The organism is Paenibacillus sp. FSL H8-0282 (assembly GCF_037963825.1).
Lineage (GTDB): Bacteria > Bacillota > Bacilli > Paenibacillales > Paenibacillaceae > Paenibacillus_AQ > Paenibacillus_AQ odorifer.
Map to the genome: position 1 here is coordinate 1,911,944 of NZ_CP150146.1, position 19,283 is coordinate 1,931,226.

Sequence of the window (19,283 nt, forward strand, 5' to 3'; positions counted from 1 at the left end):
GAAATGAATAGCAACCTGCAAAGTGGCGGATTAATCCTAAAGGCTGATGAATCTCTTTTTATTACGGATATTAAAAATTATTCAGGAACCTATTCTTTAGATAGAGCGAATGATCAAGCAGTGCCTATTCATTATGAGGGTTTGTTCTGGTTCATGAATGAGGCTGGAAATTTCCTTTATTACAGTGATCAGTTAAAGGGGAATGTGCTCTGTAAGCTTGATATTGTAAAGCGACATACAGAAGTATTGTTAGACAAACCTTGTTATCAGCTTCAGCGACATGGAGATTGGATCTACTATATTCACGAGGAGGACCATCGATTGTATCGCTGTGCTACTAGTGGTAAACGTGATATAAAGCTGATTGATGAGCATGTGGAGAGTTTTCTCTTGTATGAAGGACAAATCTACTATGCTACACCAAATGGGATTAAGAGGAGCATAGAATCCGGTGAGGCTAGTGAAAGGATTAGTGAAATGGTTACAAGTTTACTGATCCGAATAGGAAGTAAACTGTGTTTTCCAGATGCCGGGAATGGACACCGCTTGACGCTGCTTGATGTGGAGCGTGATACGGTAACTGTGGTAGACAATATAGATGCCCTTAGTATGAGCTCGGATGACAAATATATTTATTGTGCTAACCGATTAAATGACAACAGTATATATCGAGTGGATCCATTGCATGGAGGGAGTATTCGAATATCTGGGGAAAGCGCGGACTATTTACATGTTCTGGACAATGATCTTTATTTTTGCAGTGGTCGTGAATGGCATCGAATCTCTCTATTTGGTGGAGAGGCGGAGACAATAACCTTTATAGGAAGGTAGATCTAATGAGCTATGAATTCAGTCGTCAGCCCCGTTTCCTACCGGATATGCCCCGGGGAGAAATTGATGTTCCTAATCCACCTATGATTAACGAGAAACCAGAAATCTCTTGGTTCGGAATATTGCTTCCACCTATCGTAATGTTGATTATTACCGTATTAATCGCAATGACTTCACAGTCTATCTATTTACTGATCTCAGTTGCGACTACAGTAATGACACTGATTGGGTCATTGACAGGAGCAACTTCTCAGATTCGGAAATATAAGCTAAAGAAGAAGGAACGGGAAGAAAAATATCTTCAATTTATAACCGATGTCCGCAGCGAATTGTCGATAGCTCGCGAACAACAGGTAAAAGCCATGAATGAAATGAGCCCGGAACCTGCGGAATGTGTGCAACGAATCCTGCGCAGGGATAACAAGCTATGGGAAAAAACGCCTTCACATAATGATTTTCTGGCTCTGCGGATCGGGGTGGGAAGTGTACCGCTGGAACTGCACATCAAATACACCAAACAGGCGATCATCCTTGAAACGGACCCGCTGTTGATGGAGCCGCAGAGATTGGCCATGGAATTCGAGAAGGTCTCGAATGTTCCCATAACGGTTAATCTGGTGACTTCCGAAATATGCGGGATTGCCGGTGAAAGCGATAAAACAGCTGTGCTAATAAAGCTGATGCTGCTACAGCTTGTGACTCATCATGGTTATGACGATGTCAGGGTTATTGTTCTTGCCGCAGAGGATGAATTGGAGAAATGGGATTGGCTGAAATTTGTACCCCATCTATGGGATGACGGGTTTAATATCAGATTTCTTTTATGTGGTAAAGCCATTGCCCATCAGACCTTGTCCGAGATTTATGGCTCTTTGAAGGAACGGGAGATGAGGTCTTTGAGCGGTGGTGTATTGCCCCATTATCTCTTTATTGTAGAGGACGCTTCCTTGCTTGAGAATGAGCTAATCAGTAAATATTTGTACAACGGCAGTGTAAAGCTTGGAGTATCAACCCTTTTTATCGCCAAGAATTCCGCTTATCTGCCCATGAACTGTAAAACGGTTATTCATTTAAACGGAAAAAGTGGTGAAATGGCCAATCGATTAACCGGAGAGAAGATCGTGTTTACTCCAGACCAGGCAGACATAAATGATTTAGATCTAGTCGCGAGAAAGCTCGCACCGCTTCGTATTAAAAATTCAAGTGCTAGTTTCTCGCTTCCATCCTCCATCACGCTGATGGAAATGCTACAGAACGAAAAGGTGTCTGAAGTAAATGTAATTCTGAACTGGACCCGCAACAAAACCTATATGGGTATGAGCGTACCTATAGGGGTGAGAGCTGGCGGAGAAGCTTTATTTTTAGATATGCATGAGACGGGGTTTGGGCCCCATGGTCTTGTAGCCGGAACAACAGGTTCTGGCAAAAGTGAGTTACTGCAAAGTATCATCGTATCCCAAGCCATTCATTACCATCCCCATGATATTGCTTTTGTTCTCATCGATTACAAAGGGGGAGGCATGGCAGATGTATTTAAAGGAATGCCTCATCTGGTCGGTACCATTACGAATTTGGATGGAAATCAAACGACGAGAGCACTATTGTCTATCAAAAGTGAGCTCATGCGGCGGCAACGTGTCTTCTCGGAATATGGCGTGAACAATATTGATAAATACCAGAAATTATTTTATAGCAAAGATGTAAAAGGTGACATGCCAGCTATTCCCCATCTGATTATGATTGCGGATGAGTTCGCGGAGCTTAAGCAGGATCAACCGGATTTCATGAAAGAGCTTGTAAGTACGGCCCGGGTAGGTCGAAGCCTTGGCGTCCATTTGATCCTTGCCACCCAGAAGCCTGCCGGCGTAGTGGATGACCAGATATGGAGTAACTCGAAATTTAAAATATGTCTTAAAGTGCAGGATGAGGCTGACAGTAGGGATGTTATTAAACGTCCTGATGCGGCCATGATTAAGGAACCGGGACGGGCGTATATACAGGTCGGAAATGATGAGATCTTTGAGTTGTTCCAATCTGCGTATTCTGGTGCTGATTATGATCCGAAAGGCGAACTACAGAAACAGGAGAACAAGCCCAAACGAATCTATAAGGTAGCTCTGAATGGTAGAAGCGAGCAGATCTTTCCGCTTGAAGAAGAGAAAATCTCCAAAAATGAGTCCGCTTCCCAGCTCCATGCCATGGTTGAATACATTACAGAAACCGCCAAGCAATATGGGATTTCTCCAATGAAGGGGCCTTGGCTACCGCCACTGCCTGATGTAGTCTACCTCGATTTATTGCTGCCGAATAGCTTAGCAGAAGGTAGATGGCCGCAGCAGCAGAAACTGCTCAGTGTGCCAGTGGGGCTCATGGATGATCCAAGAGGACAGAGACAGGAAGCGCTGGAGATAGATTTTGCATCTGAGGGGAATCTGTTTGTCTATGGAACGCCGGGTACAGGTAAAACTGTGTTCCTCAAAACGTTATGTTTATCGCTGGCTCTGATGTATCCGCCGGATGACGTCAATATCTATATTATGGATTTTGGCGGAAGCTCACTTAAAGCTATGGAGAAGCTTCCTCATGTCGGTGGGGTAATGACACTGGAACAAGAAGATAAAATTGACCAATTTATGCGCTTTATGTTCAGGGTTATGGAGGATCGAAGAACGCTGTTTCAAAATAATGGAAGTGAAGGGTTCAATGATTACCGTAGAAGTGGACGAAAACTGCCCGCATTTATAGTCATAGTCGACAACTACTTTGCTTTATCGGAGACCTACGAAGATTTTGACGCTCAAATGGTGCTGCTGGCTCGTGAAGGTTTTAAATACGGTATTTATATGGTCGCTACAGCAACCAATAGTGCTTTGGTCAGATATAAATTTTCGGTTAACTTCAAAATGGCGATCAGCTTCCAGATGACTGAGAAGAGTGAATATGATGGTATTGTAGGACGAACGGAAGGCTTGGAACCCGCAAAGGTTGCAGGCAGAGGATTGGTAAGAGGCAAGCCGCCTTTGGAATTTCAGACTTCGCTTCCTGAATATCAACATTCCGCTACCGAGCTCATCTTGAAGAGAATGGAGGCTTTGAATCTAAGTGGAGCCGCACCAATTCCGGTGATGCCTTCTACGATTGATCTGCGGCAGCTCAATAATAATACAGAGCAACTGGCCATAGGCTTGGGCAACAATGATTTACAGCCTGTGTTTATAGACCTTGTTGCAACACCAGTGCTGATGATAGCTGGAGAGGCTATGTCAGGAAAGAGCACTTTACTTGTATCGTGGATGAAGCTGATGAGCGAAAAGCAGGATATAGAGGTATATGCGCTGGATTCATCTGCTATGGGCATTTATGAACTGATACAACAGTCTTACGTAACGGATTTATCGAACGTGGATGATTTGGACAATTTCATTGATGGGATCAAAGAACAATTGGAAACTAGACGCAGTGAGCTTCTCTCATGCAGAATGTCCGGTGGTGACGTTGGCGCTCTGATGAAACAGTGGAAGCAGATCATCTTCGTTATTGATCGTCTAAGTGAATTTACGAGCGGAGACAAGTACATGCTGCATGAGCTGATTGAACGAATTGTGAAGCAAGAACGCGGTATGAAGGTAGCTGTTCTAGCGGCAGATAACACAAGTGATCTTACCTCTAATTGGGATTCCTTGGGCAAGACTATCCGAGAAGAACAGACCGGGATTTTGCTAGGAAGAATGAAAGAACAAAATCTTTACAATGTTTCTTTACCTTACGGAACCCAGGAGAAAGAAGGGGAGCAAGGTGATGGCTATCTCATTGTAAAGAATAAATATACCGGATTAAGATGTGCCGTATGGAGTAAGGAGAATCGAGTTAATGCGGGAGTAGGAGTTTAGGATGGAGGTGTAACTAGTGTCAGTTAGTCCATCAGAAATCAGGGGAAACGCTTCACAGATCCATAGTCTAACTAATGAAGTAAACAGTACTTCAAAAAAACTGCAAAGCGATTATACACAATCGGCCAGCTATTGGACCGGTACGGCTTCTAAGGCATTTCAAAGTGAATACAACGAGCTGGATAGCGAAATGAAGACCCTGCTCACAATGCTGGGTAGGCTCGAAAGTGGGGTCCAAAGAGTGGCTTCAGAAGTGATCCGTGCTGAACAGGAAAGAGAAGAAAAGCGAAGACTAGCAGAGAAGGCGGCGCAAGAGGCACTGAAACAAAAGCAATTAGAAAAACAAAAGCAAAGCCAGAAGTAATGACAGGGTTGTTGAGATATAAATGCTTTGAAAGGAGGTGAATAATGTGGCGGGAAACAATCTTACATTTAATCCGGATCAGGCACTAGGTGTAGCTAAGTCTATTAAAACCAAAGCAAATAATGCAGATACTCTTATCAAACAATTGCAATCTGAAATTCATGCCGTTAGCGGTTGGTGGCAAGGAGAATCACAAACAGCTTTTATACAACAATTCGATGGACTTATGCCTAGTTTTAAGGAAATGGTTCTCTGTGTAGAGAATATCAGTAAGAACCTAACGCAAATTGCTAACATCAAGCAACAAGCCGAGCAAGAAATGGCAAGTAAACTGCGTGGAAAATAATGCTGGCATACATAACAAGGCAGATTTTGAGCCATCTGCCTTGTTAGTATGATTTTAATGTGAATTTATTTGGGGGGATCTGTAAGTGAAGCTGACCGAACAACAATACATAACACTGGCATCAGTTGTAGAAGCAGCAGACGGTCTCGAACTGACGGATAGTCTGGCTTTTGCTGGTGCAGCAGCCTATGCCTATAGAGATGAGCATGATGATAGATTAATTATCTTTACATATAAAGGAAAAGATTGGCTTGCGGATCTGCAGTCTCTGTTAAGCGGTCAGAGCAGCATGCCGGAGGAAGCATCAAGATTTTTATTAAAAAACAAAGGGGAGAAGGATTGCCAGGTTACTGGTTATTCCATGGGCGGTGCCTTAGCTCTTTATGCAGCAACGGTTAATGAGGGGATTGGTGGTGTGGTATTCGACGCACCAGGTATAGCAAACATTCTGACTGTGGAGCAAAAGGGAAAGCTTCAGGTTAAAAATATTGTGGCTTATAACAGTCTTGTATCCGCGTTAGGCAAACACAACGAAGAGATTGTATTTGCTAAATCGGGTATAGAAGAAACGGAATTTCTAATTCCTGATTCGCTTTGGCAGCGCTATACCTTTGACGCTGAGGGGAATGTGATTATAGGTGAAAAAGGGAATGCCTATGCTTTGCTATCCAAGATTAATATCCTAACGGAAGAGCATACGCCTGTTTTTGATGCTGTTATGAGTGGATTTGGGGATACCGTCGGACTAACAGAAGCTGCATCGGACCATTTGGGTTACGTGATATTTACCTTAATAGATCAGTTGGATGTAGGAAAAGTGCGAGGTGCACTGATTGAAATTGCCCACAAATATGAACGAATGTTGGATGCGAAGTTCAGCGAGTGGAGAACCGAAATGAATAATATTCCGGAATCCTTCTTATTCGATGACATCTCTGCGAAATTTGAACAACTATCTGAAGCAGCCATGCTAGAGGCAGCGGGAATAGCAGAAGAGCTTAATGAAATCACGCAAGCTGTCTTATCCATCCTACTGATTTGCAGTCCGGTAGGGGATAAGCTGATGGACCATGTAGAGGAATGGTTGAATAAACTGACAAATGCCCTCATGGAACGTATGGAGAAACTAACGAACCAAATGACATTACATCTAGATAAGGTGGTTGAAACAACCATGAATCAAATGCTCAAATTTCCAGAATTGAAGCTGGATTTTGAATTCTGATTACTAACTGGAATCGCCATCAAAAAGGAGTGAAGCCAGCATGAAAAAGATTTATACAAGGAAGGTGTTGACTCTGATGTTGATATTATCAATGTTCAGCTTTATGGGATGTGGCTCTAGAGAGGAGAAAAGTGAAAAGAAAATTTTGAGCTCCTTGCAGGAAAAGTATGGCGAGGAATTCATCCTTGATGGCATAGGCGGCGGTTGGGGAACGATGAACAACAATACATTGAAGGCGACTGTGCATCCTAAGAAGGATGACACGATTAATGTACGGGTGGAAATCACGAAGGATTTGGAAAAGGTGTATGACAACTATTTAAACCAGGTGGTAGCAAAAAAAGACGAACCAATGATTCAAGCAATCGCTGCTAGCATTTGGCCTGACAGTAAAATTATCGTTGCCAACGAAACGGGGTTGGTTTACCCCAAGCATAACGATACAAAGCTTTCCTACGAGCAATTTCTGAAGTTATATCCAACGAATACGCTGGTGATTTCAGTCTATTTAAATAGTGATAACTATGTTGATGGTAATGGAGATATGGACCAAGAGGCAGAAATGAGAAAATATATGGATTTTGCAAAAATACTAGCAGAAAATAAATATGTGAGTAGTCTGATAGGGATAGGATACCTCACTCCAGAGGCCTATGGTCGATTAGAAGAGGTCAAAAAGGCAGAGGAAAGTGTTGACATATATTTTAGTGACGAAACTAAAAAAACAGGAATTATTAATATAGTTACAATGGCTGGATTCAAATTAGGAGTTGATGGAAAGATTGTAGAATCTCAAGACAAGATTAGAGAATTCTTTGATATATGGAAAGAGGACAGAATAAAAAGAATGGAACAAAGAGGGGGATTGTAATGGACGATACGCTTACAGAGGTAGAGTTAAAGCAGATCTCGCAACTTGTTTATTTAGATATACTCAACATTAAGGATTTGGAAAAAACTTATGCATTATATAAAAAAATCACTCTCGGCGAAGTTCTCAACTTCTTCGCTTCTCCCGCAGGTCAGCAACAATTAAAAGAACGCTTTCCTGACGATCTTAACGGAGTCAAAGAATACAAGCAGTGGAATGATCTCATAGAGCAGATGAATATATCTGATTATCAGAATTGGGAAATCTCCAATATCGTCTCTCATAATAAAAAAGAGGAATCAGGTTTTGTTGCATTTACAGTAGATACCAAGAACGGGGCAAAGGTAGCGGCGTTCCGGGGTAGTGAACCAATGGATAACCCGCTTTACCATAATGACTGGAAAAACAACGGAACAACTGCATATGCCCTTGAATCTTTACAACAGGCGGAAGCTAAAGAATATATGAATAATTTCAAAATAGATGCGGGTTATGAATTGTTTCTGACTGGGCACTCGCTAGGAGGTAATCTAGCCCTATATTCCTCTTTTATATTACCTGAGAATTTACGGAACCAACTAACTTCCGCATCAACGTTTAATGCACCGGGATTTAATGGAACCTTGCTTGATAAACACAGGGCCACTATAGACGAATTGAATGAGAATGACAAAATTAAAGAGTTCAGAAATAAAAATGACATCGTTCCGGCCCTATTTCAAAATCCATCGGCAGGTATTTACATTGATACTGAATCTGAAAGGAATACCGTCCTGCCACATCATTCCTTATTCTCACTGAAGATCGACGGGAACAATGAGTCCTTTCAACGTTCAGAGTCACAGACTCGGGCTTTGGTTCCTAACCTAGTGCATAATATTACAGTTGGTCTGGAAATTGTGCCGGGCCCCCTAAAGGAAGCATTGGTCGAAGGGATTTTCAAAGTATTGGATGGGGAAGTAGATCTGCGGCCATTAGCGTTTGCGGGAGTAGCCGTAGTTGGACTTTTAATGGTGACAGTTGGGCCCGTTGCAGTTGTTACTGCGGCGCTTACTGCAGCGTTAGCTGCGCTCGTTGTCACTATAAAAGCTCTGGTTGCGCTTTATGTGATTGGTTTTGTAATTGACAGTGTGATTCCCTGGATTGAGCAAAGGGTGGAGGATATCAAGGAGAGAGTAGTTTCCTTTTATAATCAAAGTGTTGAATTTGTAACGAATATGGTGACAGAAGCTGTCCGAGTGACTAATTTGATCGGTGATAAAATTGCGGAGTTTTCACAAAAGGTAAAGCACGCAGTTTCTGATTTTATGACGAAAATGAAAGAGGGCTTCAATCGTTTTGTAGAGAATGCCATTCAATATGTTGAAGCTCAGAAGGAATATTGGATTAGTGTAAAAGACAAAGCGATGAAGAAAATGGGGGATATATTCCAAAGTGTAAAATCTAAAATTAAGAAAACAAAGGAAGAATTTATCGCTGGCGCACGCACGATTAAAGATTCAGCGATCAGCAATGTTAAATCGACCGTAACGAAAACCATTACGAAGATTGCAGTTGCATCTGCTAGTGTCATTCAAGGAGCTAAGATCTTGGCGAATATGGATAAACTGGAGAGTCTGCAGAAAAGTCTGGTGCGTAAGGAAGAGAGCATTGCTGAAGTCGTCGAGAGGATATTATCTATAGCTTCTGGAGTAAGTTCTAACGTGGGCAGGGCTTACAGTGAATCTTATGTTCAAGCTCAATTAAGAGAAGTTCAACGTTTAAGCAATGAAGTCCGGACGCAGAAAAATCGTGTAACAACAGCGATAAACGGAAAAACTGCAGGTTTAAGATACACTGTTACAAAATATCGAGAGATTGAATCTAAAATTGTTGCTGCTGCCCGTGCAAGTACTACCACAATACACCTGAACTAATTATATCAGGAAATAGAAAGATAAATTTGAGAGGAGCAATTATATGAAAAAAATAATTAGTTCGCTGCTTTTATTACTAATGGTATCCCTGATGACTTCTGCATTTTCAGGTTTTGCAGCAAGTCTTCCATTGAGAGTAGTAGTAAATGGAGAAAAAGTTATTTTTCCAGACGCCCAGCCTTTTATCGATGCGCAGCAAAGGGTACAGCTACCCGTGCGTTTTATAAGTGAAGCGCTTGGAGCTAAGGTGTTATGGGACAGTAAGGCTAAAAAGGCAACAATCTCGCTTGAAGGCAAAACAATGGGTGTCTATATCGGGAAAAAGAGTTATGAGCTCAATGGAAAAACAAAACAAATGGACACGGCTGCATTGTTCAAACAGTCAAGAACTTTTGTCCCACTTCGATTTGTATATGAAGGACTCGGTGTAAACGTGAAATGGGATGATGCTGTGAAGACGGTCTACATCACTACTCCTTCAGGTGAAATAGCTACCTCTGATAAGCCTGCTACGGGAGAATCAACGAATGGAGCCAAGACGGTAACGATTCATGGGTTTGAAATCCCGTATACCCATCTGGGGGCCAATCTAGAGTCGACTTATATTACCGATTCACAGCTGACAGTATACAACAATGATGATCGGAAAGCAGGTCAGTATCTTTTTCAAATTACAATTACATTTACTAATATAGGCTCTGACCCTGCACTGGAGGCGAAGGAAGCGGAGAATATTCTTAGACAAAACATTGAGGGCGATGTCGTAGATTCGATTATGAAGTATGTTAGAACAAAAACAAAAAGAATGGATGAGCTAGATTATAAAGTCTTCCAAAGCAAAGATTATAAAATTGATGTAGACTCTCCTGGTATGGGGGATATAGGAATCGCAGTATGGCCGAAGTAGGAGAGGTGAAGGTATGAAAAAATCGATATGGCTTAGTATAGTGACAATATTCTTATTCCAATCTATAGCTTCTTCAGTTTTCTCTGAAGAGTCAGTGAATGATACTTCTAACAATCTTCCAAAAACAGCGACAGCTGTTATCGAGAAGATCAATAAAGATATGGCGGAGCTCTATAAAAAATCTAATTATTACACAATGGAGACTAATAAAGGAAAGTTAAGAGAGGATTTGTTACAAAACCAGATAAAATCTAACAATAGTAATTTTGAGATTGTCTATGGTGGAAATCATGAATGGCTTGAGCATAGCAATATGTTTGCTTTTTCCGGGTATTCGATTGATGGGGACTCGGTCTCAACTGAGGGAGCTCCATGGTATGCTGGATGGAGCGGGATTCAAATTCAGAATTTTAATATGATTAAGGAACCTTGGAAGGACTCTGGCGTAAAATCAAGCTACAAAATTAGAAAAAATGATTTTGATGCATTTGTAGGTAGGGATATTGAGTATCTAGTGAATTCCGGCGGGACTTTTGAGCAGGCTATTCTTACTGGACTAAACCTGAGCTATGCCGGTAAGAAATATGAACGGTTCATCTATAACAATCAAGACAAGGAGTATAAAGACAGGGTTGTATACACTCAGAATACTACACCGTCTAAGGGAGGGCGATGGATAGATTATGTTCACGTCCTGCAACCGCCTACCTATCTGTCTTGGGGATCAGGGAGGATTTACATCCAAGGTTCCAACGGAAATATTACTTACTTAGGCATTCCTATCGCACCGTTTATTTTGCAGGTAAATGATTTATCCCCTCATTTCGAAACTTTGCCAACCGGCGCGGTAGCTGGACAAGAGGTAACCGTTGGAATCAGACTCAGATCCAGCTTCGCTACCCAGAAAACAACAGATTACGCTTGGAAGATCACGAGTAACGGAAAGGAAATCCCTGTAAGATACCATGGTCATGCGTCAACGTTAGCAGGTGAAATTATGCTTGCGGCTAATACGGCTGACAATATTCTTTTCGCGACATTTACAATGCCTGATGAGGACGTATACATCCAGTTTAATCTGAACAGGCTGAAGTCACCTAATGAAGTCTTTTACGGAAATAATGAGATTTACGGATGGATTAAGAAGGTCAACTCGATGCCAACAACTAAAGGCTCCTTCGATCTGGATTATAATGTGTTATCGAAAAAAGTGAAATTCGGGTTAGCCGATGGCGCTGCTATAAAGGCTGTTCTACAACCGCAATATTCTGATTTTACTTGGAGTGGGAATGCTACAGGCGCTTTGGAAGTAATCAATAATACGGATACTATCTATCGTTATTTCCGTGTGGAGAATAATCCGCTGGTTAACGATGCCGCCAGTACTATAGTTAGACAACCTGACATCATAGCTAGTCTACAGCGCCCTGATTTTGGTGATGATCCTGTTAACGGTAAGTGGTACATTAATCCGGCTCCGTATACACCTAATCAAAAGTCAGGTAATATCAGTTTCCAGGGTACTGTGAGCAGAAATTTCACTCGTAATTATCAGGTGTGCAGCACAACAAAGAACGGGGAAGGTAAAGATGTTGAATCTTGTCAAACATATACGGAGAGCGGCAGCACTTCAGCTCCGTTTACACCAGGTGAGGATGTCAAAACCATTCGGACTTATATTTATAATGGGGCCAAACAAATAGCACCTAAGCTGTACAAGAATTCAATAGACAAGAATAAAGCGGATTCTTTGATTCGAAAGCTCTTCTGGACAAGTGAGCCTTACAATTATAATGTAATCCGCTGGATGGCTCATGAAGATGAGAATAAGAACTTACAGGATTGGACGAAAGTAAAGGGGCAATTCGAGCGAATCTTCACACAACAGGCAAGCGGAGATATCGGCTGGAAGGTAGAGAATAGCATGGCTCAAGCTTATAAGAAAGCCAGAGCTACCGCTAAAAAAATGCTTAACGACAAATCTAATTATGATACCGCCGTGTTTGCTACGGATAAGCAACTTCAAGGGTATGATTATCCGATTAAATCCGGATATTATTTTAATCCTGTTGGAACGTATACCTTTACACTGGAGACAGTTACGTTTAAAGATACGGATAAAGACACGAAGGACCATAAGGATCTTGTTGAGGAACTTACGAATTCTTTCCGATATGAAACTGATCTTATGTATATCAATAATGATAAAGTTGCGGTCAATCTGCGGAATGAACCACTGAGCAAAAACGGGAATAACTTTGCAAGAAAGCCAGCAGCTTTATCCGTAGAGGATAACACCGGAGTGAATGATGCGAAGTTGCTGACGGTGGAGAACAGCTTTACTAAAGATGTGGAAGAGATCCCATATTCACAAGAAAGAGAAAGTGATAAAGGCACCCATGAATTCTGGAAGAATATATTAGAGGGTTACTCACAGTCTAGTACACTGGGAAGCTTCAACAATTTCAAATACCGTGAATATGTGGGCTTGAATCAGAATATGTACAAGATCACGGAAAAGTCTACGGTGACGATTACGATTAATAAGGACCATATTCCTGTCTATACTACAGCTGAAATGCCAGATGGGAAGTACTATGTTAAGGCTTGGCTGGCAGATGTGGAGCTCTCCAAGAGTACCAACGCGTACAAATCACTGGGCAAGCTTGTCGGCATTAAGCCGCTGGATCAAATTGAGGTTACGGTAAAAGGCTCTATGTTTGATGACTTAAATAATTAAACATCAATAGTCTCCCTTCATGCAAAAAAGCATGAAGGGAGTTTTATTATTGTGATAGCGCTTCATCCAACGTATAATAAGGGCTGTTGATTGTTTTATTTTATATTAATTTTTATTTTCAAACTGGATGGCGGATTATTGCTTAATGGAGAAGGGAGATAGTTGCTATGAAGTTATTGGGAGCGATTGAAGCAGGCGGAACGAAGTTTGTATGCGGAATTGGTTATGAGGACGGTACCATTCTGGACCGAGTTAGCTTTCCGACAACAACACCGGAAGAAACGATGGGACTCGTAATTGACTATTTTAATGGGAAGAATGTAGAAGCTTTTGGTATTGGATCGTTTGGACCGATTGATCCCGTGCTGGACAGCCCTACTTATGGTTACATAACAACGACACCAAAACCTCACTGGGGACAATATAATTTGGTAGGTACAATGGCTGAGCAATTTAACGTGCCGATCGGTTTTGATACGGATGTGAATGGTGCAGCGCTTGCGGAAAGTAAATGGGGAGCGGCTAAAGGTCTGGACAGCTGCCTTTATATTACGGTTGGGACAGGCATTGGAGCGGGAGCAGTAGTTGGAGGTCAGATGGTGCATGGATTGTCTCATCCTGAGATGGGACATATTCTAGTTCGCAGACATCCAGAGGACACGTTTGAGGGCTACTGCCCTTATCATGGCGATTGCCTTGAAGGGTTAGCCGCAGGTCCGGGGATTGGCAAACGCTGGGGACAACCAGCAGGCGAGCTGCCTGTTGACCATCCAGCTTGGGATATGGAAGCTCATTATCTTGCACATGCACTTATGAATTACGTGTTGATTCTGTCTCCCGAAAAAATCGTAATGGGCGGTGGTGTCATGAAGCAAAGCCACTTGTTCCCGCTAATTCGTACCAAGCTGCAGGAACTGCTGAAGGGTTATGTTCAGCATCCAGCGCTAAATACCGACATCGATAATTATGTTGTGCCACCGCAGCTTGGAGATAACGCAGGACTTGCAGGTGCGATTGGACTGGCAACTTTAGCTTTGGCAAGAAACTAGTATAAAAAGATATTGACTGTTAGGAAATATATGGTATTGTAGGATCTAACAGTATAGCATTTAATGAGGGAGCACCTCTTTCACGTTTATCGTGAGAGTGGTGCTTTTTTGCGTTTTCCGAGTCTGACAGTGTGGGATTCACATCAGCGAATAAGTAGCTCAGACCGGTAGGTATAGTGCTTGCTGAAGACTAGAAAGGCAGGGATGAATATGCAAATTGTATTTATGAATCGCTTATCCAGAATATCTGGGGTGGATCAAGAGGTGTTCGCTCAGCTATGGATTGGAGAGGAAGAAGGAGTGTGGAGTCTGGGCTGGCGTGATTTTTCAGGCGGTGAGGAAACACAGGAGCATTTGTGGTACGCGGGTGGTTCATGGAATGAAATGCTTTGTGTTTACAGGCATGAGCTGGCGGTGAAGATGGGGGATGGCTATCGGCCGTTGATTGATAGCGTATTTCATGAAGAAGACGGCCTTACCGGGCGTAATCAGGAGCAGCTAAGGCTGCAATATTACAGTGAATATAATGGGAACGAAGCTATTTATGAGGAGTTATGTGCTTGGCGCCGCAGCCGAGCTTCTAGTGAACGGAAAGCCCCTTACATTCTTGCCAGCAATCGTTTGTTACGTTTGATAAGCACTTTCTTGCCGCATACACCAGAGGAGCTGCTGCAGATCCCTGGTGTAGGGGAAGGAAAGGTAGCCCAATATGGCACGGATTGGTTGGCTATAACCTCTACGGCTGCAAGGGAACACTCCTTTCCTTTGAATTGGGTACACCAAGAAATTGAGGAGGATTCTTTTGTATCCTGGCTCTATAAACAGAAAGAGGTCAAATATAAGAAACAGCTAGAAAGACTGCGATTACGGCGAATTCTGCTGCAAGGGATCGAGAATGGGTTAGGGTTAGAACAGCTTAAGGTGAACAGTGGAGTGAACCGTCGCGAACTGATTGAAGCGGTAGAGGAGCTGGAAAGAGAAGGTTATTGCGTGGAGAAACTGATCGAGGTAGAACTGAAAAATGTGCCGCAGAATGAGCAGGAGGCGATATGGAATGCCTATGCAGAGGTTGGAGATCTTTTTCTAAAGCCAGTGCTGCATAAGGTGTATGGGGAGGATTTTTCAGCAGCAGAAGGGCTGGATAGCTATTATGAACGTCTGCGGCTGATCCGCATTCGTTTCCGGCGGGAGCAAGCTCCTAAAGTGGGCATGGCGACCAGTTTCTAGTAGCTTTTTATCATATCAAAAAGACGAAGGCTTCCTTACACCATAGGGTTAAAGGGCCTTCGTCTTGCCTATTCGTCCGTTTATTTTCATAGCCATTCTTTCTTGCGGAATACATACAGCATCCCACAGCCTAACGTCAACATTAGACCTATAACGGCAAAATAACCGTATTTCGTATGCAATTCCGGCATATGATCAAAGTTCATCCCATAGATTCCGGTAATTACGGTCAAAGGCATGAATATCGTTGTAATCGCGGTAAATACTCTCATAATTTCATTGGCGCGGTTGGCGATACTGGATTGGTAGGCCTCACGTAAGTTGCCCATGAGATCGCGGTACGTCTCAAAAGTTTCGGATATTTTAACTGCATTTTCATAAATGTCGCTAAAGTATTTCTGCAGCTGATCATCAATCAGACGGAGGTCTTTTTTATTCAGGGTATTGATAACCTCTTTCTGTGGTCCCAGCATCTTCTTTAACCATAAGATCTCACTTCGCAGACCGATAATCTCACTCAAATGAGATTTCTTGGTATGCATTAGAATATCCTCTTCAAGCTTCTCAATCCGGGCTTCAATTCGGTCACCTACGGAGAAATAATTATCTACGACAAGGTCGATAAGCAGGTAAAGGAATTGGTCGGGTTCGCTAACCTCTTGTTCCCATAACATGGGCTTCAGGACGCGTAGCTCGTGAATCTTTTGTTTCGTTACAGTAATAATATAATGTCTGCCCAAGAATATATTGAGCGCCCGCAGGAAGATTTCCTCATCATCAAAGCGGATGCTGTTTACAACAATAAAGTAATGACTTTCGTATATTTCGATCTTTGGACGTTGATCCTCTTCACTAAGGCAATCCTCAACAGCGAGATCATGCAGGTTGAACAGGGGCTGAAGCAGCTCCAAATCCTCCACATCTGCATCAATCCAATAGAACCCTTCTGTTGGGGGTGTCAATGTTTCATCAATTTCATCAATAGGTGTAAAAACCCCTGCATTCACCAGCCGGATTTTCATCTGATTCCACTCCTTCTATCCCCGGGTCTTCACCAGGGACTGCTAATTAAGCACAGAGAAAAAATCAGCTTGGCCGGCGTTACAATCAATACAAGAGGCCGAATGACGATTCGAGGGCATGAAGAAGAACTGCTCCCGCCGCCGGCAAGCTGATGATTATCCTGTGTGGTTGCTCATTCTGTACACTTAATTGCGAGCTCGGGTCGCCTTCCATTCTTCTTCTCACCTCTTCTTTTCGTTCAGGTATGAAATACTTGTCTAGTATAACAACGGAGTATGCCTCTTTCAAGCAAATTTATTGTTACTTTGAGGCTACTTCAGCATTGTATGGACTTGACGAAAAGGAGGTTCATGATTTAAAGTAAATTTTAAAGAAATTTAATTGAATACAGCTAAATCTTATCAAGAGCAGGTGGAGGGACTAGCCCTATGAAACCCGGCAACCGGCGTGTGAACGCACGGTGCTAATTCTTGCGGAACTTTGCTGACGACTAACCCTCGTCCAAAAGTTTCTGGCAGATGAGAGAGGCGCATATGACTGTAGATATGACCTTTCTCGTTTTCCGAGAAAGGTCTTTTTATTGTTCAGAAAGCCGCGATGTGACAACATAACCTAAATACAGTTAAGGAGTGGAAAGACAATGCCAATTAAAATTCCCGACAGTTTACCAGCAAAAGAAATACTATCCGGTGAAAATATTTTTGTGATGGATGATAGTTTGGCTTTCCATCAGGATATCCGTCCACTAAGGATTGCTATTCTGAATCTCATGCCGACTAAAGAAACGACGGAGACTCAATTGCTGCGTTTAATAGGAAATTCACCGCTACAAGTTGACGTTACCTTGCTGCATCCACGCTCACATACTTCTAAGAATACTTCTGCTGAGCATTTGAGAAGCTTTTACAAAACTTTTGACGAGATCAGCCACCGCCGTTTGGATGGTCTTATTGTTACAGGAGCACCCGTAGAGCAAATGGAGTTTGAGGAAGTATCCTATTGGGAAGAGCTAAAAGAGATTTTTGAATGGAGCAAGGATAATGTGACCTCGACCATGCATATCTGTTGGGCAGCACAGGCAGGGTTGTATCATCATTTTGGTGTTCGTAAAGTGGCTTTGCCTGAAAAATGTTTTGGAGTATTCTCCCATACGATTAATCAAAATAACATTAAATTGCTGCGCGGCTTTGACGAGGTATTCCATGTACCGCATTCCCGTCATACCGATGTCTCCCGCGAAGATATTGAGAGCAATCCAGATCTGCAGATTCTGGCGGAATCCGAAGAAGCTGGTATGTATCTAGTAGCTACGACCGACGGCAAACAAATATTTGTGACCGGACATTCCGAATACGATCCATTATCCTTGAAATGGGAATATGATCGTGATTTGGAGAGGGGCATGGAGATGGCCTTGCCGAAACACTATTTCCCTAAAGATGATCCAGAACAAACACCTCCTGCAGTGTGGCGTGCACATGCCAACTTATTATTCTCTAATTGGCTCAATTACTATGTATATCAAGAGACACCTTACGATATCGACCCGATTGTTTATTAAGATCAGCGCTACATTACAATTTAGGAGGCATTTATCATGGACGACAAACTTAGGATTGAAAGCAGACTGGCACAAATAGGTTCACAAGAAGATCCGGCTACCGGAGCCATTAATTTCCCTATCTATAATGCTACGGCATTCCGTCACCCGAAGCTTGGGCAGAGCACAGGTTTCGATTATAGCCGTACCAAAAGTCCAACCCGTTCCGTACTAGAGAATGCGGCTGCGGAATTGGAGTCTGGTGATGCAGGTTTTGCCTGTAGTTCTGGGATGGCAGCTATTCAAACCATATTTACCCTGTTTGGGCAAGGCGATCACTTGATCGTTTCGCTGGATCTTTACGGCGGGACCTATCGTTTGTTGGAACGAATTATGTCCAAGTTTGGAATCACTGCTTCCTATGTAGATACGAATGATTTGGATGCGCTTGAGGCTTCACGTCTTCCAAATACGAAGGCGATATTTATTGAAACGCCAACGAATCCTTTGATGATGGTTACGGATATTGCAGCCGTTGCTACTTGGGCCCGTCATCATGGGCTGCTCACAATTGTAGACAATACACTGCTGACTCCATTTTTCCAGCGTCCTCTGGAATTAGGTGCGGACATTGTAGTCCATAGTGCTACCAAATATTTGGGCGGACACAATGATGTACTTGCGGGTCTTATTGTATCTAAAGGAGCTGAATTATCCGCTGAAATAGCGATTCTACATAACTCTATTGGCGCTGTGCTTGGGCCAACAGACAGTTATCAGCTGATGAGAGGCATGAAGACACTGGCCCTGCGTATGGAACGGCACGAGAGCAATGCGCTAGCAATTGCCCGCTATCTACAAGAGCATCCGGCGATTGCGGAAGTGTTCCATCCAGGCCTGCCGGATCATCCGGGATATGAAATCCAGAATCGCCAGTCCTCGGGCAATACCGGAATTTTTTCTTTCAAATTAAAAGATGCCAGATACGTAGAACCTCTGCTTCGTCATATCCGGCTTATTGCCTTCGCGGAGAGCCTCGGCGGGGTTGAATCGCTAATGACCTATCCTGCAGTACAGACGCATGCGGATATTCCTGTGGAAATTCGGAATGCGGTGGGTGTAGATGATCGATTGCTGCGCTTCTCGGTCGGTATTGAACATGCGGAGGATCTAATTGCTGATCTTGGTCAAGCTTTAGAGGCTGCGCGAGCGGAAATCGAAACGAAGTAAAAGTAACGGCAACCCAGATCGGCACCGAATGCTGGGAAATATCGAGGATCTATCTCACCGTTGATTTAGAGCTGGTGTTGGACGCAGGATGAAATAGAGCTGTCTCATAAGCCGGGAATTGGCT

General features: G+C 42.9%; 14 protein-coding genes and 1 riboswitch. Of the genes, 13 read left to right on the plus strand and 1 reads right to left on the minus strand.

What is annotated here, in order from left to right; translation table 11 throughout:
• The first annotated feature begins 3 nt into the window (after positions 1-3).
• From NST94_RS08235 to NST94_RS08285, 11 genes are all read left to right on the plus strand, one after another.
• The gene (locus NST94_RS08235) at positions 4-831 is read left to right on the plus strand and encodes a DUF5050 domain-containing protein (protein WP_280752665.1); all 828 of its coding nucleotides are present in this window, start codon (positions 4-6) and stop codon (positions 829-831) included.
• Positions 832-836: 5 nt separating this feature from the next.
• Positions 837-4,721, plus strand: coding sequence for a type VII secretion protein EssC (gene essC, locus NST94_RS08240; RefSeq protein ID WP_339281867.1), 3,885 nt, complete (start codon positions 837-839; stop codon positions 4,719-4,721).
• Between the two features lie 16 nt (positions 4,722-4,737).
• Complete coding sequence (locus NST94_RS08245; RefSeq protein ID WP_076281074.1) at positions 4,738-5,085, plus strand: WXG100 family type VII secretion target; 348 nt, start codon at positions 4,738-4,740, stop codon at positions 5,083-5,085.
• Between the two features lie 46 nt (positions 5,086-5,131).
• Positions 5,132-5,431: a WXG100 family type VII secretion target gene (locus tag NST94_RS08250; RefSeq protein WP_036684485.1), complete on the plus strand. Its 300-nt coding sequence runs from the start codon at positions 5,132-5,134 to the stop codon at positions 5,429-5,431.
• Positions 5,432-5,516: 85 nt separating this feature from the next.
• A complete protein-coding gene (locus NST94_RS08255; RefSeq protein ID WP_339190243.1) occupies positions 5,517-6,656 on the plus strand; it encodes an Mbeg1-like protein in 1,140 nt (379 codons plus the stop codon).
• 40 nt (positions 6,657-6,696) lie between these two features.
• A complete protein-coding gene (locus NST94_RS08260; protein WP_076281072.1) occupies positions 6,697-7,527 on the plus strand; it encodes a hypothetical protein in 831 nt (276 codons plus the stop codon).
• Positions 7,527-9,443: an Mbeg1-like protein gene (locus tag NST94_RS08265; protein ID WP_339281868.1), complete on the plus strand. Its 1,917-nt coding sequence runs from the start codon at positions 7,527-7,529 to the stop codon at positions 9,441-9,443. The genes NST94_RS08260 and NST94_RS08265 overlap by 1 nt, the downstream gene beginning before the upstream one ends.
• 43 nt (positions 9,444-9,486) lie before the next feature.
• Positions 9,487-10,350: a copper amine oxidase N-terminal domain-containing protein gene (locus tag NST94_RS08270; protein WP_339172584.1), complete on the plus strand. Its 864-nt coding sequence runs from the start codon at positions 9,487-9,489 to the stop codon at positions 10,348-10,350.
• A gap of 13 nt (positions 10,351-10,363) precedes the next feature.
• Positions 10,364-13,090: a hypothetical protein gene (locus NST94_RS08275; RefSeq protein WP_339281869.1), complete on the plus strand. Its 2,727-nt coding sequence runs from the start codon at positions 10,364-10,366 to the stop codon at positions 13,088-13,090.
• 167 nt (positions 13,091-13,257) lie between these two features.
• The gene (locus tag NST94_RS08280; protein ID WP_051491338.1) at positions 13,258-14,139 is read left to right on the plus strand and encodes an ROK family protein; all 882 of its coding nucleotides are present in this window, start codon (positions 13,258-13,260) and stop codon (positions 14,137-14,139) included.
• Positions 14,140-14,349: 210 nt separating this feature from the next.
• Positions 14,350-15,366 carry an HRDC domain-containing protein gene (locus NST94_RS08285; protein ID WP_339282135.1) on the plus strand — a complete coding sequence of 339 codons (1,017 nt, stop codon included), beginning with the start codon at positions 14,350-14,352 and terminating at the stop codon, positions 15,364-15,366.
• A gap of 86 nt (positions 15,367-15,452) precedes the next feature.
• Here NST94_RS08285 and corA read toward each other — a convergent pair whose 3' ends face one another.
• A complete protein-coding gene (gene corA, locus NST94_RS08290; protein WP_036684479.1) occupies positions 15,453-16,388 on the minus strand; it encodes a magnesium/cobalt transporter CorA in 936 nt (311 codons plus the stop codon).
• A gap of 396 nt (positions 16,389-16,784) precedes the next feature.
• A riboswitch (SAM riboswitch) is annotated at positions 16,785-16,914 on the plus strand.
• A 115-nt stretch (positions 16,915-17,029) separates the two neighbouring features.
• On the opposite strand from corA, the gene metA reads away from it, so the two are divergent.
• Both metA and NST94_RS08300 read left to right on the plus strand, forming a co-directional pair.
• Positions 17,030-17,950, plus strand: a complete 921-nt coding sequence (gene metA, locus NST94_RS08295) for a homoserine O-succinyltransferase (RefSeq protein WP_076281068.1) — start codon at positions 17,030-17,032, stop codon at positions 17,948-17,950.
• Positions 17,951-17,986: 36 nt separating this feature from the next.
• Entirely contained in the window at positions 17,987-19,159 is a 1,173-nt protein-coding gene (locus NST94_RS08300; RefSeq protein ID WP_076184683.1) for a PLP-dependent transferase, read from the plus strand.
• The last annotated feature ends 124 nt before the right edge of the window (positions 19,160-19,283 follow it).